18 protein-coding genes are annotated in these 17508 nt (G+C 72.4%); 12 read left to right on the top strand and 6 right to left on the bottom strand.

Translation table 11 applies throughout. The features are described from left to right. From ACE3Q3_RS06110 to ACE3Q3_RS06075, 8 genes are all read left to right on the top strand, one after another. On the top strand, nucleotides 1–542 hold a 542-nt coding region (locus ACE3Q3_RS06110), incomplete at its 5' end, for a DsbA family protein (protein WP_374443502.1). Nucleotides 543–548: 6 nt separating this feature from the next. Further along, nucleotides 549–4097, top strand: coding sequence for an AAA family ATPase (locus ACE3Q3_RS06105; RefSeq protein ID WP_374443499.1), 3549 nt, complete (start codon nucleotides 549–551; stop codon nucleotides 4095–4097). Between the two features lie 193 nt (nucleotides 4098–4290). Continuing rightward, nucleotides 4291–4671 carry an AtpZ/AtpI family protein gene (locus tag ACE3Q3_RS06100; RefSeq protein WP_374443496.1) on the top strand — a complete coding sequence of 127 codons (381 nt, stop codon included), beginning with the start codon at nucleotides 4291–4293 and terminating at the stop codon, nucleotides 4669–4671. A 13-nt stretch (nucleotides 4672–4684) separates the two neighbouring features. Beyond that, nucleotides 4685–5407 (top strand): F0F1 ATP synthase subunit A, encoded by a 723-nt coding sequence (locus ACE3Q3_RS06095; RefSeq protein ID WP_374443493.1) that lies wholly within the window; start codon nucleotides 4685–4687, stop codon nucleotides 5405–5407. 86 nt (nucleotides 5408–5493) lie between these two features. Continuing rightward, entirely contained in the window at nucleotides 5494–5718 is a 225-nt protein-coding gene (locus tag ACE3Q3_RS06090; RefSeq protein WP_374443491.1) for an ATP synthase subunit C family protein, read from the top strand. A gap of 25 nt (nucleotides 5719–5743) precedes the next feature. Next, nucleotides 5744–6328 (top strand): F0F1 ATP synthase subunit B', encoded by a 585-nt coding sequence (locus tag ACE3Q3_RS06085; protein WP_374443489.1) that lies wholly within the window; start codon nucleotides 5744–5746, stop codon nucleotides 6326–6328. Next, nucleotides 6328–6810: a F0F1 ATP synthase subunit B gene (locus ACE3Q3_RS06080; protein ID WP_374443486.1), complete on the top strand. Its 483-nt coding sequence runs from the start codon at nucleotides 6328–6330 to the stop codon at nucleotides 6808–6810. Before ACE3Q3_RS06085 ends, ACE3Q3_RS06080 begins: the two co-directional genes overlap by 1 nt. Nucleotides 6811–6883: 73 nt before the next feature. After that, on the top strand, nucleotides 6884–8089 hold the full coding sequence (locus ACE3Q3_RS06075) for an MFS transporter (protein WP_374443485.1): 1206 nt from the start codon (nucleotides 6884–6886) through the stop codon (nucleotides 8087–8089). On the opposite strand, the gene ACE3Q3_RS06070 is transcribed toward ACE3Q3_RS06075, so the two are convergent. Beyond that, on the bottom strand, nucleotides 8083–8652 hold the full coding sequence (locus ACE3Q3_RS06070; protein ID WP_374443482.1) for a tetratricopeptide repeat protein: 570 nt from the start codon (nucleotides 8650–8652) through the stop codon (nucleotides 8083–8085). The genes ACE3Q3_RS06075 and ACE3Q3_RS06070 overlap by 7 nt on opposite strands. 96 nt (nucleotides 8653–8748) lie before the next feature. Next, on the bottom strand, nucleotides 8749–9696 hold the full coding sequence (gene ubiA / locus ACE3Q3_RS06065; RefSeq protein WP_374443480.1) for a 4-hydroxybenzoate octaprenyltransferase: 948 nt from the start codon (nucleotides 9694–9696) through the stop codon (nucleotides 8749–8751). A 113-nt stretch (nucleotides 9697–9809) separates the two neighbouring features. Between ubiA and ACE3Q3_RS06060 the strand changes: the two genes are divergently transcribed. After that, the gene (locus ACE3Q3_RS06060) at nucleotides 9810–10583 is read left to right on the top strand and encodes a 16S rRNA (uracil(1498)-N(3))-methyltransferase (protein ID WP_374443477.1); all 774 of its coding nucleotides are present in this window, start codon (nucleotides 9810–9812) and stop codon (nucleotides 10581–10583) included. Nucleotides 10584–10654: 71 nt separating this feature from the next. Continuing rightward, complete coding sequence (locus ACE3Q3_RS06055; RefSeq protein ID WP_374443474.1) at nucleotides 10655–12019, top strand: glutamate--cysteine ligase; 1365 nt, start codon at nucleotides 10655–10657, stop codon at nucleotides 12017–12019. Between the two features lie 50 nt (nucleotides 12020–12069). Here the strand turns inward: ACE3Q3_RS06055 and ACE3Q3_RS06050 are convergent, their stop codons facing one another. The 4 genes from ACE3Q3_RS06050 to tldD form a co-directional block, all read right to left on the bottom strand. Continuing rightward, nucleotides 12070–12270, bottom strand: coding sequence for a hypothetical protein (locus tag ACE3Q3_RS06050; RefSeq protein WP_374443471.1), 201 nt, complete (start codon nucleotides 12268–12270; stop codon nucleotides 12070–12072). A gap of 31 nt (nucleotides 12271–12301) precedes the next feature. Continuing rightward, nucleotides 12302–12934, bottom strand: coding sequence for an N-acetyltransferase family protein (locus tag ACE3Q3_RS06045; RefSeq protein WP_374443470.1), 633 nt, complete (start codon nucleotides 12932–12934; stop codon nucleotides 12302–12304). Between the two features lie 5 nt (nucleotides 12935–12939). Next, complete coding sequence (locus tag ACE3Q3_RS06040) at nucleotides 12940–13155, bottom strand: hypothetical protein (RefSeq protein ID WP_374443467.1); 216 nt, start codon at nucleotides 13153–13155, stop codon at nucleotides 12940–12942. 75 nt (nucleotides 13156–13230) lie between these two features. Continuing rightward, a complete protein-coding gene (gene tldD / locus ACE3Q3_RS06035; protein ID WP_374443464.1) occupies nucleotides 13231–14664 on the bottom strand; it encodes a metalloprotease TldD in 1434 nt (477 codons plus the stop codon). 323 nt (nucleotides 14665–14987) lie between these two features. Between tldD and coxB the strand changes: the two genes are divergently transcribed. Further along, on the top strand, nucleotides 14988–15827 hold the full coding sequence (coxB, locus tag ACE3Q3_RS06030; protein ID WP_374443460.1) for a cytochrome c oxidase subunit II: 840 nt from the start codon (nucleotides 14988–14990) through the stop codon (nucleotides 15825–15827). A gap of 38 nt (nucleotides 15828–15865) precedes the next feature. Then, complete coding sequence (gene ctaD / locus ACE3Q3_RS06025; RefSeq protein WP_374443457.1) at nucleotides 15866–17485, top strand: cytochrome c oxidase subunit I; 1620 nt, start codon at nucleotides 15866–15868, stop codon at nucleotides 17483–17485. The last annotated feature ends 23 nt before the right edge of the window (nucleotides 17486–17508 follow it).

The following is a 17508-nucleotide window of genomic DNA, read 5'->3' as shown; positions in this document are numbered from 1 at the left end:
AGGCGCCGACGGTCGACGCCATGATGGCGGACCGGGTCATCGGCAAGCCGGACGCGCCGGTCACCATCTACGAATTTGCCTCCCTCACCTGCGTCCATTGCGCGGCCTTCCACAAGGACACGCTGCCGAAGCTGAAGGAGAACTGGCTCGACACCGGCAAGGCGAAGCTGGTCTTCCGCGACTTTCCGCTCGACGGCCTGGCGCTGCGCGCGGCGATGATGGCGCGCTGCCTGCCGCCGGAGCGCTACTTCCCGGTCGTCGACATCCTGTTCAAGAACCAGGACAACTGGTCGCGGGCGCGCGATCCCCTGGCGGCGCTGTCCGGCATCGGCCGCCTCTCCGGCCTGTCGCAGGACGCGTTCGATGCCTGCATGAAGAACGAGGAGCTGCAGAAGGCCGTGCTGGCGCGCGCCTTCGAGGGCCAGCAGCAGTACCGGATCGAGGCGACGCCGAGCTTCGTCATCCAGGGCGAGCTGTTCCGCGGTGCCGCCTCCTACGAGGAGCTGGACCGCGTCCTCAAGAAGGTCGCCTCCGGGAGCTGATCCCGAATGGCGGACGGCAGCGCGCCGGCCCGGCCGCCCGAGGCCGGGCCCGGTCCCGGCCCGGCGGAGGGCGACGGGGCGGCGCAGCGCGCGGCGGTCCACTTCGCCAAGCTGCGTCTGGCCGGGTTCAAGTCGTTCGTCGACCCGACCGAACTGTGGATCGAGCCGGGCCTGACCGGAATCGTCGGACCCAACGGCTGCGGCAAGTCCAACCTCGTCGAGGCCCTGCGCTGGGTCATGGGCGAGAACTCGGCCCGCCGGATGCGCGGCGGCGAGATGGACGACCTCATCTTCGGCGGCACCACGGCGCGCCCGGCGCGCAACGTCGCCGAGGTCACGGTGCTGCTCGACAATTCGAGCCGCACCGGGCCCGCCCTCCTGGCCGAGGTGCCGGAGATCGAGGTCGCGCGCCGGATCGAGCGCGGCGGCGGCTCCATCTACCGCCTCAACGGCCGCGAGACGCGCCAGCGCGACGTCCAGACGCTGTTCGCCGACCTCGGCACCGGCCCGCAATCGTCGAGCCTCGTCAGCCAGGGCCGCGTCGGCGCCATCATCAACGCCAAGCCGGAGGAGCGCCGCGGCCTCCTCGAGGAGGCGGCCGGCATCGCCGGCCTGCATGCCCGCAAGCACGAGGCGGAGCTGCGGCTGCGCGCCGCCGAGCAGAACCTGACCCGCCTCGACGACGTGCTGGCGACGCTGGACACCCAGCTCGAGCAGCTCCGGCGGCAGGCGCGCCAGGCGACGCGCTACCGCAAGGTCGGCGAGCAGATCCGCCGCACCGAGGCGCTGCTGCTGCACCGCCAGTGGCAGGCGGCGACGGCGGCGGAGACGGCGGCCGAGGCGGCGCTGCACGCCGCCGGCCGGACCGTCGACGAGCGCGCCGAGACCGCGACCCTGGCGGCCGCGCACGAGGAGGCGGCGGCTGCCGCGCTGCCGGACCTGCGCGAGCGGGCGAGCGCGGCGCAGCAGCAGGTGCAGAACCTCGCGGTCGAGCGCCAGGCGCTGGAGGCCGAGGCGACGCGGGTCGCCGCCGCGCGGGCGCAACTCGCCGAGCGGCTGGCGCAACTCGCCGCCGACGAGCGCCGCGAGCGCGGCTTCGCGGCCGACTCCGTCGCCGCGCTCGCGCGCCTCGATGCCGAGGCGGCCGACAACCGGGCCGGCGGCATCGGCGAGACCGAGGTGATCGAGGCCGCGCTGGTGGTGCTGCGCGAGGCCAAGGAGGCGGTCGCCCGGCAGGACCGCCTGCTGGCCGAGGCGACGCAGCGGACGGCAGCCGAGGAAGCCCGGAGGGTGGCCCTGGACCGCCAGGCGGCGGCCGCCGGGGAGCGGCTGGCGCGGCTCCGGCGCGACGGCGAGGCGGCCGAGCGGGAGCGCGCGCAGTGGGCCGCCGCGGCGATCGCCGAGGAGGCGATGGCCGCCGCGCGACAGGCCGCCGCCGACGCGGAGTCGCGGGTCGAGGCCGAACGGGCCAGGGCCGCCGAGGCGGCGACCGCCTGGAACGCGGCCGAGGCGGTCCAGGCCGGCGCGGCCCAGGCCCTGCGCGCGGCCGAGGGCAGGCGGACCGAATTCAACGCCGAGCGCACCGCCCTGGAGCGGCTCCTGACGCGCGTCACGCCCGGCGGCCCGCCGATCGTCGACGCCATGGCGGTCGCGGCCGGTTTCGAGGCGGCGCTCGGCGCCGCGCTCGGCGACGATCTGGAAATCCCGGCCGAGGGGATCGGGGCTGCCCGCTGGACGGCCTATCCGCCCTATCCGGCCCCGCCGGTCCTCCCGGACGGCGCCGAGCCGCTCGATCGCCACGTCTCCGGGCCGCCGGCGATGGCCCGCCGCCTCGGCCAGATCGGCATCGTCGCCGATCGCGAGACCGGCCAGCGCCTCGCCCCGTCGCTGTCGCCCGGCCAGCGCCTCGTCACCCGCGCCGGCGATCTCTGGCGCTGGGACGGGGTCTCGGTCGCGGCCGGCACGCCGTCCGCCGCCGCCCAGCGGCTCGGGCAGCGCAATCGCCTCGCCGAGGTGTCGCGGCTCTTCGCCGATGCCGATGCCGACGCCCAGCGCCTGCGCCGCGAAGCGGCCGACGCCGATGCGGCGCGCCGGGCGGCGCAGCAGGACGAACGGGCGGCGCGCGACGCCCAGTCGGCGGCGCTGACCGCGTTCGCCCGCAGCCGCGACCGGCTGGCGGCGCTGGAGCGCGAGGCGGCGCAGACGGCGAGCCGGCTGTCCGCCGTCGCCGCCCGGCTGGAGCGGATCGCGGCCGAGACCGCCGAGGCCCAGGCGGCGGTCGACGCGATCGCGGCCGAACGCGCGGCCCTGCCCGACACCCGGGCCGGGCGGGAGGAGGTCGACCGCCTGCGCCGGCACCTCGCCGATCTCCGCCTGCAGCAGGCGGAGCGGCAGAGCGCGCACGACCGGCTGGTCCGCGAGGCGGTCGCGCGGCGCGAGCGCCTCGCCCGGATCGAGGCCGAACGCACCGGCTGGCAGGGTCGCAGCGAGGCCGCCGCCGCCCAGATCGCGACCCTGACGGACCGTGCCGCCGCCGCCCGGGCCGAGGACGAGGCCCTGGCGGGCCGTCCGGACGAGATCGCCCGCGAGCGCGATGCCCTGGCGGCACGCGCCGATGCGGCCGCCGCGGCGCGTGCCGCCGCGGCCGCGGCGCTGTCGGCCGCCGAGGCCGGGCACGCGGAGGCGCAGCGCCGGGTCAAGGCGGCCGAGGCGGCCTGGTCGACCGCGCGCGAGGAGCGGGTGCGGGCCGAGGCGGCGCTGCAGCATGCCGTCCATGCCCGCCTGACGCTGCTGGCGCGCATCCAGGAGCGCGTCGAGGCGACGCCGGAGGATCTGCCGGGGCTGGCGGCGGTCGAGGACGGGCAGGCGACGCAAGATGCGGCGGACGTCGAGCGTCGGCTGGAGCGCCTGCTGCGCGAGCGCGAGGCGATCGGGCCGGTCAACCTGATGGCCGAGCAGGAGGCGACCGAGGTCGACGGCCGCATCCAGGGGCTGGTCGCCGAGCGGGCGGACCTGACGGGCGCCATCCAGCGCCTGCGCCAGGGCATCGCCGCCCTCAACCGCGAGGGGCGCGAGCGGCTGCTCGCCTCCTTCGACAAGGTCAACGCGCACTTCCAGGAACTCTTCGTCGGGCTGTTCGGCGGCGGCCGTGCCCATCTCGCCATGACCGAGGCCGAGGACCCGCTGGACGCGGGGCTGGAGATCATGGCGAGCCCGCCGGGCAAGAAGCTCCAGGTGATGTCGCTGCTCTCGGGCGGCGAGCAGGCGCTGACGGCGCTCGCCCTGCTGTTCGCGGTCTTCCAGACCAATCCGTCGCCGATCTGCGTGCTGGACGAGGTCGACGCCCCGCTCGACGATGCCAACGTCGACCGCTTCTGCGCCCTCGTCTCGCGCATCTCCGCCCAGACCGGGACCCGCTTCCTCGTCATCACCCATCACCGCATCACCATGGCGCGGATGGACCGGCTGTTCGGCGTGACGATGGTCGAGCGCGGGGTGTCGCAGCTGGTCTCGGTCGATCTCCAGGCGGCCGAACGCATCCGCCAGACCGGCTGAGCGGCGCCCGCCGGCCGCTGCGACCTGCTGCCGCGGCGCCGCGGAGGGGCCGCGGGCGGATCGCGATAAGCGTGTCGTTTCAAAGTCTTGCCATGCCGGTTTTGAGGCTTGACAGGGAATACCCCCGTCCCTAGTGTCCGCGCGCCTCGGCGAGGAATAGTCCTCGATCGAGCGGGGGTGGTGCGCCGTCTTCATGACCGAGCCGCGACGTACCCTGTCACCGAAGGAGTTGGCCGAGCGCCTCGCGGAGGCGCGCAGCCGGCAGGGCGGTGGCGGCGGGACCGGGGGCCGGGCGTCGGATGCGCCGCGATCATCCCTCGGCTGGGCGTTTCGCATCGGGGTCGATCTCGTGTCGGCTCTGGTCGTGGGGGTCGGCATCGGCTGGCTTCTCGACCACAGCTTCGGGACGATGCCGATGTTCCTGGTGCTGTTCTTCTTTCTCGGTGCCGTCGCCGGCGCGTTGAACGTGTGGCGGCTGGTGACGAGAATGGGCATGGTTTCCGCCCCGCCGCCCGCCGAGCAGGCGCCGGGGTCGGTGCGGGACGAGACTCGCGGCCCCGAGGGCCGCGACTGAAGGGGGACGGAAGTTGGCAGGACCGCTCGAGCAGTTCGAGGTGAAGCGCCTGGTGCCGATCACCATCGGCAGCACGGATGCCTCCTTCACGAACGCTTCGCTGTTCATGGCGATCGCCGTCGCGGCGATCACCGTGTTCCTGGTCGGCGGCATGCGCGGCCGCGCCCTGGTTCCCGGCCGCTGGCAGTCGATGGCCGAACTCTCCTACGAGTTCGTGGCGGGAATGGTACGCGAGAACGTCGGCAGCAAGGGCCGGCAGTATTTCCCGCTGGTCTTCTCGCTCTTCATGTTCATCCTGTTCGGCAATCTGCTGGGGATGATCCCCTACAGCTTCACCTTCACCAGCCACATCATCGTGACCTTCGCGCTCGCCGCGTTCGTGTTCGTGGTGGTGACCCTGGTGGCGCTGGCCCGGCACGGGCTGCACTTCTTCAGCTACTTCTTCCCGCAGGGGGCGCCGGTCGCGATGGCGCCCCTCATCATCCCGATCGAGATCCTGTCGTACTTGTCGCGCCCGGTCAGCCTGTCGATCCGTCTCTTCGCCAACATGATGGCGGGTCACACGATGCTGAAGGTGTTCGCGATGTTCACGGTGCTGATGGGCATCTTCGGCTTCGCGCCGCTCGCCGTGAACGTCGCCCTGACCGGGTTCGAGGTTCTGGTGGCGGTGCTGCAGGCCTACGTCTTCACGATCCTCACCTGCCTCTACCTCCACGACGCGATCCACCTCCATTGACGGCCGCGCGTCCGGCGGTCCGGCCCCGGCCGGAGCGATCGGCGCGCTTCCGTCGCAACGTTCACTGAGACAGAAGGACCAGTCCCATGGAAGTCGCAGCCGCCAAGGCCATCGGTGCCGGTATCGCCGTCATCGCCCTGCTCGGTGTCGGTGTCGGCATCGGCAACATCTTCTCCAACCTGATCGCCGCGATCGCCCGCAACCCGGCGGCCCGCGAGCAGGTGTTCCCGATCGGCATTCTGGGCTTCGCGCTGACCGAGGCCGTCGCCCTCTTCGCGCTGCTGATCGCCTTCCTCATTCTCTTCGCCTGATCGCAAAGGCAAGGGAATGCCGGTGATGGCTGGTCGGTTCGCAGCGCTCGGTGCGGCCCTGGCGTGCGCCTTCGCCGCGACCGCGGCCGTGGCGGCGGAAGGGCAGTCGGGCGGCGGGATGCCGCAGCTCGACGCGACGAAGTTCGCGCCGCAGATCATCTGGCTCGCCATTACCTTCGCCGTTCTCTACGTGCTGATGGCCAAGGTGGCGCTGCCGCGGGTGGCCGAGGTGCTGGAGACGCGGGCCGACCACATCAACGACGATCTCCGCCGGGCCGAAGAGGCGCGCGCGGAATCGGAGGCGGTGATGCAGGCCTACGAGAAGGCACTCGCCGAGGCGCGCGGCAAGGCGCAGGCCGAGGCCCGCGCCGCGACCGCGTCCGTGCAGGCGGTCGCCGAAGCGCGCGAGAAGGAAGCGGCGGCGGTGCTGCAGCGTGAGGCGATCGACGCGGACGCCCGCATCGCCTCCGCCAAGCAGGCGGCGATGGCGAACGTCCGCTCCGTCGCGGCGGAGGTCGCGGTGGCGGCGGTCCGGCGCGTCGGCGGCTTCGACGTCGATGCCGGCAGGGCGGCGGCCGCCGTGGATGCCGAGGCCGGAGGCCGCGCCTGATGTTCTCGACCCCCGAATTCTGGGTCCTCGTCTCCTTCGTCATCTTCGTCGCGCTGGTGTGGAAGCCGGCCGGCAAGGCGCTGGCGGCGATGCTCGACGGCCATGCGGCGAAGGTCCGCTCGCAGCTCGAGGAGGCGCGCCGGCTGCGCGAGGAGGCACAGCGAACGCTCGCCGAGTACCAGCGCCGGCAGGCGGAGGCGCTGTCGGAGGCCGAGGCCATCGTCGCGCACGCCAAGGCCGAGGCCGAGCGGATGAAGGCCCAGGCCGAGGCCGACCTGAACCAGCAGATCGCCCGTCGGCGCCAGCTCGCCCTCGACCGCATCGCCCAGGGCGAGGCGCAGGCGCTGGCCGAGGTGCGGGCGGCGACGGTCGATGCCGCGCTGGCGGCGACCCGCCGGCTGCTGGTCGAGAATCTCGACCGGAACCGGTCGGACGCGCTGATCGACCAGGCCGCGGCGGAACTTCCCAAGCGACTGCACTGACCGCCGGTCGTCCATTGACTGATCCGGGCGGGCGGGCTTCGGCCCGCCCGTTGCGTTTGTGGCGACGGCGGGGATGAGCGCCCGGGGCGGCCGGCTGTTGGCGGCCGTGGTCGCCGCCCAGGTCGGGACACAGATCGGCGCCTTCGCGCTGCCGGCCCTCCTGCCCGCCTACATGGCGCGCTGGAGCCTCGGTTCCGCCGACGCCGGCTGGCTCGTCGGCATCTTCTATGCCGGCTATGTCGTCAGCGTGCCGGTGCTGCTGGCGCTGACCGACCGCGTCGCGGCGCGCCGGGTCTACCTGCTGGGTGCCGGCCTGACGGCGGCGGCCCATCTCGGCTTCGCGCTTCTCGCCGACGGTTTCTGGAGTGGCCTGGCGTGCCGCGCCCTCGCCGGCGTCGGCTGGGCCGGCGCCTACATGCCGGGACTCAAGATCCTGGCCGACCGCTTCGAGGGCGACCGCCAGGCACGGGCGGTGTCCTGGCACGCCGCCGGGGTCGGTGCGGCCAGCGCCCTGTCGTTCGGTGTCGCCGGCGGCATCGCGGCCTTTGCCGGCCCGGATGCGGCCTTCCTGTTCGCCGGGTTCGCCGCCCTGTTCGCGCTCCTGGTGGCTGCTTGCGGGTTTCCGGGCAGCCAGCCATCCGGACCGGCGGCACCGCGCCGCCTCTTCGATTTCCGGCCGGTGTTCCGCAACCGCCGGGCCATGGGCTGGATCGCCGGCTACGCGGTCCACACCTGGGAGATGGCGGCGGTGCGCGCCTGGGGCGTCACCTTCCTCGCCGCCACCTTCGCCGACGGTGCCGGCCCCGGCCCGACCTTCGTCTTCACGGTGGCAGGGATCGTGGGCATCCTCTGCTCGCTCGCCGGCAACGAGGCGGCGATCCGGCTCGGCCGGCGCGGCCTCGTCACGGTGGCGATGACGGGCGGGGCGGTGGTGGCACTGGTCATCGGCTGGGTGGCGCCCGATCGGCCGTGGCTGGCGGCGGGGCTGGTCATCCTCTGGCTCGGCCTTGCCTATCTCGACAGTTCGGCGCTGACCGCCGGCACCGTCCAGGCTGCCGACCGGGAGCTGCGCGGGGCCACCATGGGCCTGCACAGCATGGCCGGCTATGCCGGCGGCCTCGTCGGCCCGATCGGCGTCGGCCTGGCCCTCGATCTCGCGTCCGCTCACCCGGACATCGCCTGGTGGGTGGGGTTCGCGCACCTGGCGCCGGTCGGGTTGCTGGGCCTCCTCCTGGTGCGCCGGCTGGGTGGTCCGGAGCCGGGCCGGCGATCTCAGTAGGCGATCTGCTGGACGATGTCCGCCCGGATTTCGCGGCGGGCCTCGATCGTCAGCAGCCGGCCGGACCGGCGCCGGTCATGGGCGGCGGAGACGTGGCCCAGCCGCTCGGCGACGAAGAACCAGCGGAAGGCCATTGCGGGATCGGCGGCGACCGCGTCGCCTTCCAGGTAGAGGCGGCCCAGCAGATGGGCGGCCGCGGCGCTGCCCTGCTCGGCGGCGGCCATGGCCCAGACGAAGGCCTCGGTCGCGTCCTGCTCGACCCCGCGGCCCTCGTGGAACATGGAAGCGATCGCCGTCTGCGCCCCGACATGGCCCTGCCGGGCCGCGGCGAGGTACCAGCGGGCCGCGGCGGCGCCGTCCGCCGTGACACCCAGCCCCTCCTCGAGGGCATAGGCCAGCCGCTGCTGCGCGTCGCGGTCGCCCTGGCCGGCCTGCGCCGCCCAGATCCGCACCGCCTCGGCCCGGTCGCCGCCGCGCAGCGCCCGGTCGGCCGCGCTGCGGTCGCCGACGACGGGGGCGGCGGTGGCGACCAGGACGAAGATGGCGAGGATCCAGCGGGTCATGGCGGGCGTCCCATCGGGGCAAGAACGTTACGCCCCTAGGTCGCACCACCCCGCGGGTCGGTTCATGACGCGATCGCGGAAATTCCGGGGCAGCGACTATCCCAGAAGGCGATCGGCCACCGCGCCCGCGAAGACCGCCCACCCGACCCAGCGGTTGGCGTGGAAATGCCGCCTGCAGTCGGCCGGATCGTCGATGTCGACCGTCGCCGCCTGGCGGGCCAGGATCGCCAGGGCGACGGCGAGGCCGGCCCAGTAGCCCCAGCCCGCGCCGGCGGCGCTGCCGGCCGCCGCGAAGAGGGCGAGCGCCGCCGCGTAGAAGACGAAGAGCCATGGCCGCGTGCGCTCGCCCAGCGCCAGCGCCGACGACTTCACCCCGATCAGGACGTCGTCTTCCTTGTCCTGGTGGGCATAGATCGTGTCGTAGCCGAGCGTCCACGCGATGCCGCCCGCGTAGAGCAGCAGGGCCGCCGGCGGCACCCCGTCGGAAACGGCGGCCCATCCGAGCACGGCGCCCCAGTTGAAGGTGAGCCCGAGGAAGAGCTGCGGCCACCAGGTGACCCGCTTCATGAACGGATAGGCGACGATGAGCGCCAGCACGCCGACGCCGAGCATGATCGCGGTCGGCGTCAGCCGGAGCAGGATCAAGAGCCCGATCAGGCACTGCAGGCCGAGAAAGGCGACGGCCTGCCGCACCGACACTTCGCCGGCGGGAATCGGCCGCGTGCGGGTGCGCGCCACCCGCGCGTCGAAGTCCCGGTCGACGATGTCGTTGATCGTGCAGCCGGCGCCGCGCATCACGAGGGCTCCGATGGCGAAGAGCGCCAGCAGCCGCCAGTCCGGCACGGTCCCGGGTGCGGCGGCGAGCGCGATCGCCCACCAGCCCGGAAAGAGCAGCAGCCAGGTGCCGATCGGCCGGTCGAGCCGCGCCAGCCGGGCATAGGGGCGGACGGCGGCCGGCAGCAGCCGGTCGACCCAGCCGTCGCGAGCGATGTCGGCGGCGTCGGCGCGGCTGCCGGTCGTGGCGGCGGGTCGGGCGTCGGTCATGGCGCGAATGTGATCGGCGGCACGGCGGGGCACAAGCGCCGAGGCTTGTCCGAACGGTCGCGGGGCGGCAGTATCCGCCGCCCCTGCCATCCCCCGGGCCCCCCGCGTCGACCATGACCGCTCCGCCTCGCGCACAGACCCGGCTTCATGTCGCGGCGGACCTCGCGGCCGGCGTCGCCGTCGGGCTCGACGAGGCCCAGGCCCATCTCCTGCGTTCCGTCCTGCGCCTCGCGCCCGGCGATCACGTGGCGCTCTTCAACGGCCGCGACGGCGAGTGGCTGGCCCGATTGGATGCGATCGGGAAGGGCCGTGCGTCGGCGGTTCCGGTATTGCGGACACGGCCGCAGGCCAGCGAGCCCGACCTCTGGCTCGTCTTCGCCCCGATCAAGCGGGCCCGCCTCGACTTCCTGGCCGAGAAGGCAACCGAACTCGGCGCATCGGCGCTGTGGCCGGTATTCACCCGGCATACCGCGGTCGAGCGGGTCAACGTCGAGCGCCTGGCCGCCAACGCGCGCGAAGCCGCCGAACAGACGGGACGCCTGTCGGTGCCGGAGGTCTTTGCGGTCGCCGGCCTCGACCAGGCGCTCGCCGGCTGGCAGCCGGGGCGCCGGATCCTGCTCGGCGACGAGTCGGGTGCGGCCGAGCCGGTCGCCGACGTGCTGGCGGCGACCGAACATGCCGGCCCGTGGGCGGTGCTCACCGGCCCGGAAGGCGGCTTCGCCCGGGCCGAGCTTGACCGGTTGCGCGAACTGCCGTTTGTTAGCCCCGCCAGCCTCGGCCCCCGGGTGCTTCGCGCCGACACCGCCGCGCTTGCCGCGCTCTCCGTCCTGCAGGCGCTGCGCGGCGACTGGCGGGAGGGGCGACCGAGACATCCCCCGCCCGCCTAGCCCGGCAGGCTCAGCGGCCGGTGCGATCCGGCACCTCTTCGACATCCACCAACGACCCCCTGGGAAGACCGATGGCTGCACCTCCCGCCGCGAGCGGCGCACCGATCACGGAAAAGCGCCAACTGGTCGAGTACATCGCCGCCGGCAGCAAGCCGCCCTCGGCATGGCGGATCGGGACCGAGCACGAGAAGTTCGCCTTCTCGCGGGGGGATCTGCGGCCGCTGCCCTACGAGGGCCCGAGCGGCATCGGCGCCCTCCTCGGCGGCCTGACCGAGTTCGGCTGGCAGCGGGTCGAGGAGAACGGCAACGTCATCGCGCTCGCGCGCGACGGCGCCTCGGTCAGCCTGGAACCGGGCGGCCAGTTCGAGCTGTCGGGCGCGCCGCTGGAGACGATCCACCAGACCTGCGACGAGGTGCACCGCCACCTTGCCGAGTGCCGCACGGTCGGCGATCGTCTCGGCATCGGGATGCTGGGCCTCGGCTTCAACCCGAAATGGGCGCGGGCCGACATCCCGTGGATGCCCAAGGGCCGCTACAAGATCATGCGCGAGTACATGCCGAAGAAGGGCAGCCTCGGCCTCGACATGATGCTGCGCACGTCGACGGTGCAGGTGAACCTGGACTTCGAATCCGAAGCGGACATGGTGAAGAAGTTCCGCGTCTCGCTGGCCCTGCAGCCGGTGGCGACCGCGCTCTTCGCCAACTCGCCCTTCTCCGAGGGGCGCCCCAACGGGTTCCGCAGCTACCGCAGCCACATCTGGACCGACACCGACCCCGATCGCTGCGGCACGCTGCCCTTCGTCTTCGAGGACGGCTTCGGCTTCGAGCGCTATGTCGACTGGATGCTCGACGTGCCGATGTACTTCGTCTACCGCGACGGCCGCTACATCGACGCCAGCGGCCAGTCCTTCCGCGACTTCATCGCCGGCCGGCTGCCGGCCCGACCCGGCGAGATCCCGCTGATGAGCGACTGGGTCGACCACATGACGACCGCATTCCCGGAAGTGCGGCTGAAGAAGTTCCTGGAGATGCGGGGGGCCGATTCCGGGCCCTGGGCGCGACTCTGCGCCTTGCCGGCGCTGTGGGTCGGCTTGCTCTACGACGGCACCGCGCTGGACGCCGCCTGGGATCTCTGCCGGGACTGGTCGCCGGCGGAGCATGCGGCGCTCCGGGCGGACGTGCCGCGGCACGCACTGGCGACGCCCTTCCGCGGCGAGACGGTGCGCGAACTGGCCGGCCGGGTGCTGGCGATCGCCACCGACGGCCTGCGCCGGCGCGCGCGCCTCAGCCGCGGCGGCGAGGACGAGACCACCCACCTGGACGCGCTCCACCGGATCGTGGAGCGCGGCCGGACGCCGGCGGACGACATGCTGGAAGCCTTCGCGACGCGCTGGGGCGGGTCGGTCGACCCCGCCTACGTCGAGGAGGCGTACTGAGGACGCGGGGCGGGGGGCGCCGCTCCGGCGTCGACCCCCGCCCACGCGGCCTAGCAGGTCACCGCGCCCGGCGGGCAGACGCGGGTCACGGTCGCGCTCGGCGGCACGACGACGGTGGTGCCCGGCTGGACCGTGGCGGCCGGCGCCTGGGCGGCGGGAGCGGGGTTCACGACCACGGTCCTGTCCTCGCCACCCCCGCAGGCGGCGAGCGCCAGAGGGGCGAGCAGGGCGATCGTTCGCAGGCTACGCATTGCGGCTCTCCTTTTCGGATCGACGCAAGCATCAACCGCCGGGCGCTGCCGGAGTTCCCGTCCCGCTTCGGCACGCTGCCGCCAGCGCGGCGAGATCGGGGAAGACGATGCGCGTGTGCGGTATCCGCGCGCCCGCGAAATCGTCGAAATCGTGCTCGGCGACCACGCCGCCGAGGCGGGCATAGAAGCGGCCCGCCGGCGCGTTGCCGTCGAAGAGCCAGAGGAAGAGGTTGCGGGCGCCGCGCGCGAGGAACGCCTCGGCGGCGGCGCCGAGCAGCCGTCGGCCGAGCCCGCCGCCGCGGCGGGCCGGATCGACGTGCAGATTGTCGATGTAGGAATCATAGCCGTCGTCGGCCGGCATGCGGCCCGCGACGAACCCCAGGACGCCGTCCGCGCCGGTCAGCAGCAGCACCAGGAGGGAGGGATCGGGGCGGTCGAGCATTCGCGACCAGTGGTCCAGGCGCTCGGCGTCGGCCGCGTCGTCGAGATAGGCGTCGGGAAGAATCCCGCGATAGACCGCCCGCCAGCTTCGGACATGGATGGCGGCGATCATCGCCGCGTCCGCCGGCGTCGCCGGCCGCAGCGCCAGGGCGTCGGCCCCGGCCGGCCCGGCCGGCTCGGGATGGGGGGCCGGGCCCGGATGCCCCGGACCCGGCCGTTCCATCCGGCTCAGGCCACGCGCTTCTTGGCGGCGGTCTTCTTCTTGGCGACCTTCTTCTTGGCCTTCTTCTTCGCGGTCGCCGCCGGCTCGAAGGCGCTCGACTGCTCGAGGCCGGCAGGCTTCGCCGACGGCAGCACCGGGGCCGCGGCGGCGGGGAGGGCGGACACGAGGAACACGCCGGCGACGGCCAGGGTCGCGGCGCGCAGGGACTTCGACAGCAGCATGGGGATCACCTTCCAATGGCCGGCGCGGACGCCAAATCTCGTATTCTCGGCGCCTGACTCGACCAAGATCGAGTATTACGCGGCGGTGCCACCGACCGTCAATCCGTCGATCCGGAGGGTCGGCTGGCCGACCCCGACCGGCACCGACTGGCCGTCCTTGCCGCAGGTTCCGACGCCGTCGTCGAGGCGCATGTCGTTGCCGATCATGGCGATCCGGGTCATCGCGTCGGGCCCGTTGCCGATCAGCGTCGCGCCCTTGACCGGCGCCCCGAGGCGGCCGTTCTCGATGCGGTAGGCCTCGGTGCAGGAGAAGACGAACTTGCCCGAGGTGATGTCGACCTGCCCGCCGCCGAAATTGACGGCATAGAGGCCGTTGGGAACGCTGGCCAGGATCTCGGCCGGGTCGTGCGCGCCCGACAGCATGATCGTGTTGGTCATGCGCGGCATGACGGCATGGGCATGGCTCTCGCGGCGGCCGTTGCCGGTCGGTCGGGCGCCCATCAGGCGGGCGTTCATGCGGTCCTGCATGAAGCCGACCAGGATGCCGTCCTCGATCAGCACGGTGCGGCCGCTGGGCGTGCCCTCGTCGTCGACCGTGATCGAGCCGCGGCGGTCGGGCATGGTGCCGTCGTCGACGACGGTCACGCCCTTCGACGCCACCCGCTGGCCGACGAGGCCGGAGAAGACGGACGTCTTCTTGCGGTTGAAGTCCCCCTCCAGCCCATGTCCGACGGCCTCGTGCAGCAGCACGCCCGGCCATCCGGGGCCGAGCACGACCGTCATCTCGCCGGCCGGGGCGGCCACGGCGTCGAGGTTGACGAGCGCCTGGCGCAGGGCCTCGTCGACCTGGCCCTGCCACGCCGCGGGGTCGATGAAGCGCGCGTAGGGAAGACGGCCGCCGACGCCCTGGCTGCCGGCCTCCATGCGGTCGCCGTCGCCGACCACCAGCGAGACGTTGAGCCGCACCAGCGGCCGCACGTCGGCGAACCGGGCGCCGTCCGGCCGGACGATCGCCACCGCCTGCCAGGACCCGGTCAGGGACGCCGACACCTGGCGCACGCGCGGGTCGCGGGCGCGGGCATAGGCGTCGATCTCGGCCAGCAGCTTCACCTTGTCGGCGAACGGCACCTGCGACAGCGGATTGAAGTCGCCGTAGAGGCTGCGGTTGGTGCCGGGCGGCGGCGCCGCGAGCACGCCCGCATGTCCGCCGCGGACGGCGCGGACCGTGTCGCCCGCGCGCCGGATCGCCGCCTCGGAAAGTTCGGCCGCATGCGCATATCCGGTCGCCTCCCCCGACACCGCCCGCAGGCCGAATCCCTGGCTGGTGTCGAAGCTGGCGCTCTTCAGCCGGCCGTCGTCGAAGGTCAGGCCCTCGGACTGGCGATGCTCGAGGAAGAGTTCGCCGTCGTCCATGCCCTGCAGCGCTTCGGCGACGGCGCGGTCGACCCGGACGGGGTCCATTCCGGTCCGTCCGAAGAAGAGATCGTCGACGAGGGCCTGGTCCGTCATGGCAACTCCGATGGGCTGGGCCGGGTCGGCACGCCCGCAGATATCGGGGCCCGCGGCGCCGCGGTCAACCGCGCACCCGCCGCGGTCGCTGCCGAGGCCGCCGCACGAACCTTGCGACGATGCGACATTCGGCCGCATCACATTGATTTCATGGAAGAAACATGGAATTCGGCAGGGCAGGCCCGGGCGCTTGGGGCGCCAGGGTTGAGACGGGTCTGGGTTGGGTGTACGGTCCGCCGCGAACGACGGGCGGACGGCCTTCCAGCCGGAGGCCCGCCCCGCGCCGATGGGACCGCGCGGGCATGCGGAACGAGGCGCACGAGATGAAGGTTTGGGGCAAGCTGGCCGCGCTCGCGGCGACGTTCTGCATGGCAGCCGCCGGCGCGGCTCTCGCCGGGGAGCCGGTGCCGTGGGGGCTCGGGTTCCAGCCCGCGGCGACGCCGGTCAAGGAGGCGATGTCGAGCTTCCACGGGATGCTGCTCGCGATCATCACGCTGATCACGATCTTCGTCCTGGCCCTGCTCGCCTGGGTCGTGCTGCGCTTCCGCGCGGACCGCAACCCGAACCCGTCGAAGACGACGCACAACACCATGATCGAGGTCGTGTGGACGATCGTCCCGGTCCTCATCCTGGTCATCATCGCCATCCCGTCGTTCCGCCTCCTCTATTTCCTCGACCGCAATGCGGACGCGGAGATGACGATCAAGGTGGTCGGGCACCAGTGGTACTGGGCCTACGAGTATCCCGACCACGACGGCATCAAGTTCGACAGCTACATGGTCCAGGAGGCCGACCTGAAGCCGGGCCAGAAGCGCCTGCTCGAGGTCGACAACCGCCTCGTGCTTCCCGTCGGCACCACGGTGCGCGTCCTGGTGACCGGCAACGACGTCATGCACAGCTGGTTCGCGCCGTCGCTCGGTGTGCAGATCTACGCCTTCCCCGGGCGCACCAACGAGACGTGGCTGCGGATCGAGCGCGAGGGCGTCTACTACGGCCAGTGCAACCAGATCTGCGGCGTCAATCACGGCTTCATGCCGATCGCCGTCGAGGGCGTGTCGAAGGAGGCGTTCCAGACGTGGCTGGGCGAGGCGAAGAAGAAGTTCGCCCAGGGCGGCGGGGCCCCCGTCCCCGCGCCCGTCCAGATCGCGCGCGCCGCCGAATAGCCCGCCCCAGCCCTGCCTTCCCCGCGAGGAACCGCGCCATGGCGACCCATCCTGCTTCCGCCCACACCGACGATCACGCGCACGACCATCCGACGGGCTGGCGCCGGTACGTCTATTCGACCAACCACAAGGACATCGGCACCCTCTACCTGATCTTCGCGGTGGTCGCGGGCCTGATCGGCATGCTGATGTCGGTGGTGATCCGCATGGAACTGCAGGCGCCCGGCGCCCAGGTTCTCGGCGGCAACCATCAGCTCTACAACGTCCTGATCACGGCCCACGGCCTGATCATGGTGTTCTTCTTCGTCATGCCGGCCCTGATCGGCGGCTTCGGCAACTGGTTCGTCCCGCTGATGTGCGGCGCCCCCGACATGGCGTTCCCGCGCATGAACAACATCAGCTTCTGGCTGCTGATCCCGTCGTTCCTGCTGCTGCTCGCCTCCTCCCACGTCCAGGGCGGCGCCGGGGTCGGCTGGACCGTATACCCGCCGCTGTCGAGCGTGCCCTACCATTCCGGGCCGGCCATCGACATGGCGATCCTGTCGCTGCACATCGCGGGCGCGTCGTCGATCCTGGGCGCCATCAACTTCATCACCACCATCTTCAACATGCGCGCCCCGGGCATGACCCTGCACCGGATGCCGCTGTTCGTGTGGTCGGTGCTGATCACGGCGTTCCTGCTGCTGCTGTCGCTGCCGGTGCTGGCCGGCGCCATCACCATGCTGCTGACCGACCGCAACTTCGGCACCCACTTCTTCGACCCGGCCGGCGGCGGCGACCCCGTGCTGTTCCTGCACCTCTTCTGGTTCTTCGGCCATCCCGAGGTCTACATCCTGATCCTGCCGGCCTTCGGCATCATCAGCCACATCGTGGCGACCTTCTCGCGCAAGCCGGTCTTCGGCTATCTCGGGATGGCCTACGCGATGGTCTCGATCGGCTTCGTCGGCTTCGTCGTCTGGGCCCACCACATGTACACGGTCGGTCTCGACGTCGACACGCGCGCCTACTTCACGGCGGCGACCATGGTCATCGCGGTGCCGACGGGGGTGAAGATCTTCTCGTGGATCGCCACCATGTGGGGCGGCTCGATCGATTTCCGCACGCCCATGCTGTGGGCGGTGGGCTTCATCTTCCTCTTCACCGTCGGCGGGGTCACCGGCGTCGTGCTCGCCAATGCCGGCATGGACGTGGCGCTGCACAACACCTACTACGTCATCGCGCACTTCCACTACGTGCTGTCGCTGGGCGCGGTCTTCGCGATCTTCGCCGGCTTCTACTACTGGATCGGCAAGATGAGCGGCCGGCAGTATCCGGAGACGCTGGGGAAGATCCACTTCTGGATGACGTTCATCGGCGTCAACCTGACCTTCTTCCCGATGCACTTCCTCGGGCTGCAGGGCATGCCGCGGCGCATTCCCGACTATCCGGACGCCTTCGCCGGATGGAACCTGGTGGCGTCGATCGGCTCCTACATCTCCGGCCTCAGCGCGGTGCTCTTCCTCTACATCGTCTGGAAGACCCTGACCTCGGGCGAGCGCATCGGCGCCAACCCGTGGGGCCCCGGCGCCACCTCGCTGGAATGGACGGTCCCCTCGCCGCCGCCCTTCCACACCTTCGAGGAGCCGCCGCACATCACCGCCTCGGCGGGCGGCCATTGAGGCCGGATGCAGCCTGACGGGTG

Origin of the sequence: Allostella sp. (assembly GCF_041913585.1) — a bacterium.
Taxonomy (GTDB): Bacteria; Pseudomonadota; Alphaproteobacteria; order ATCC43930; family Allostellaceae; genus Allostella.
The sequence above is the reverse complement of the archived record's forward strand: the minus strand, read 5'-3'. Positions and strand labels throughout refer to the sequence as shown.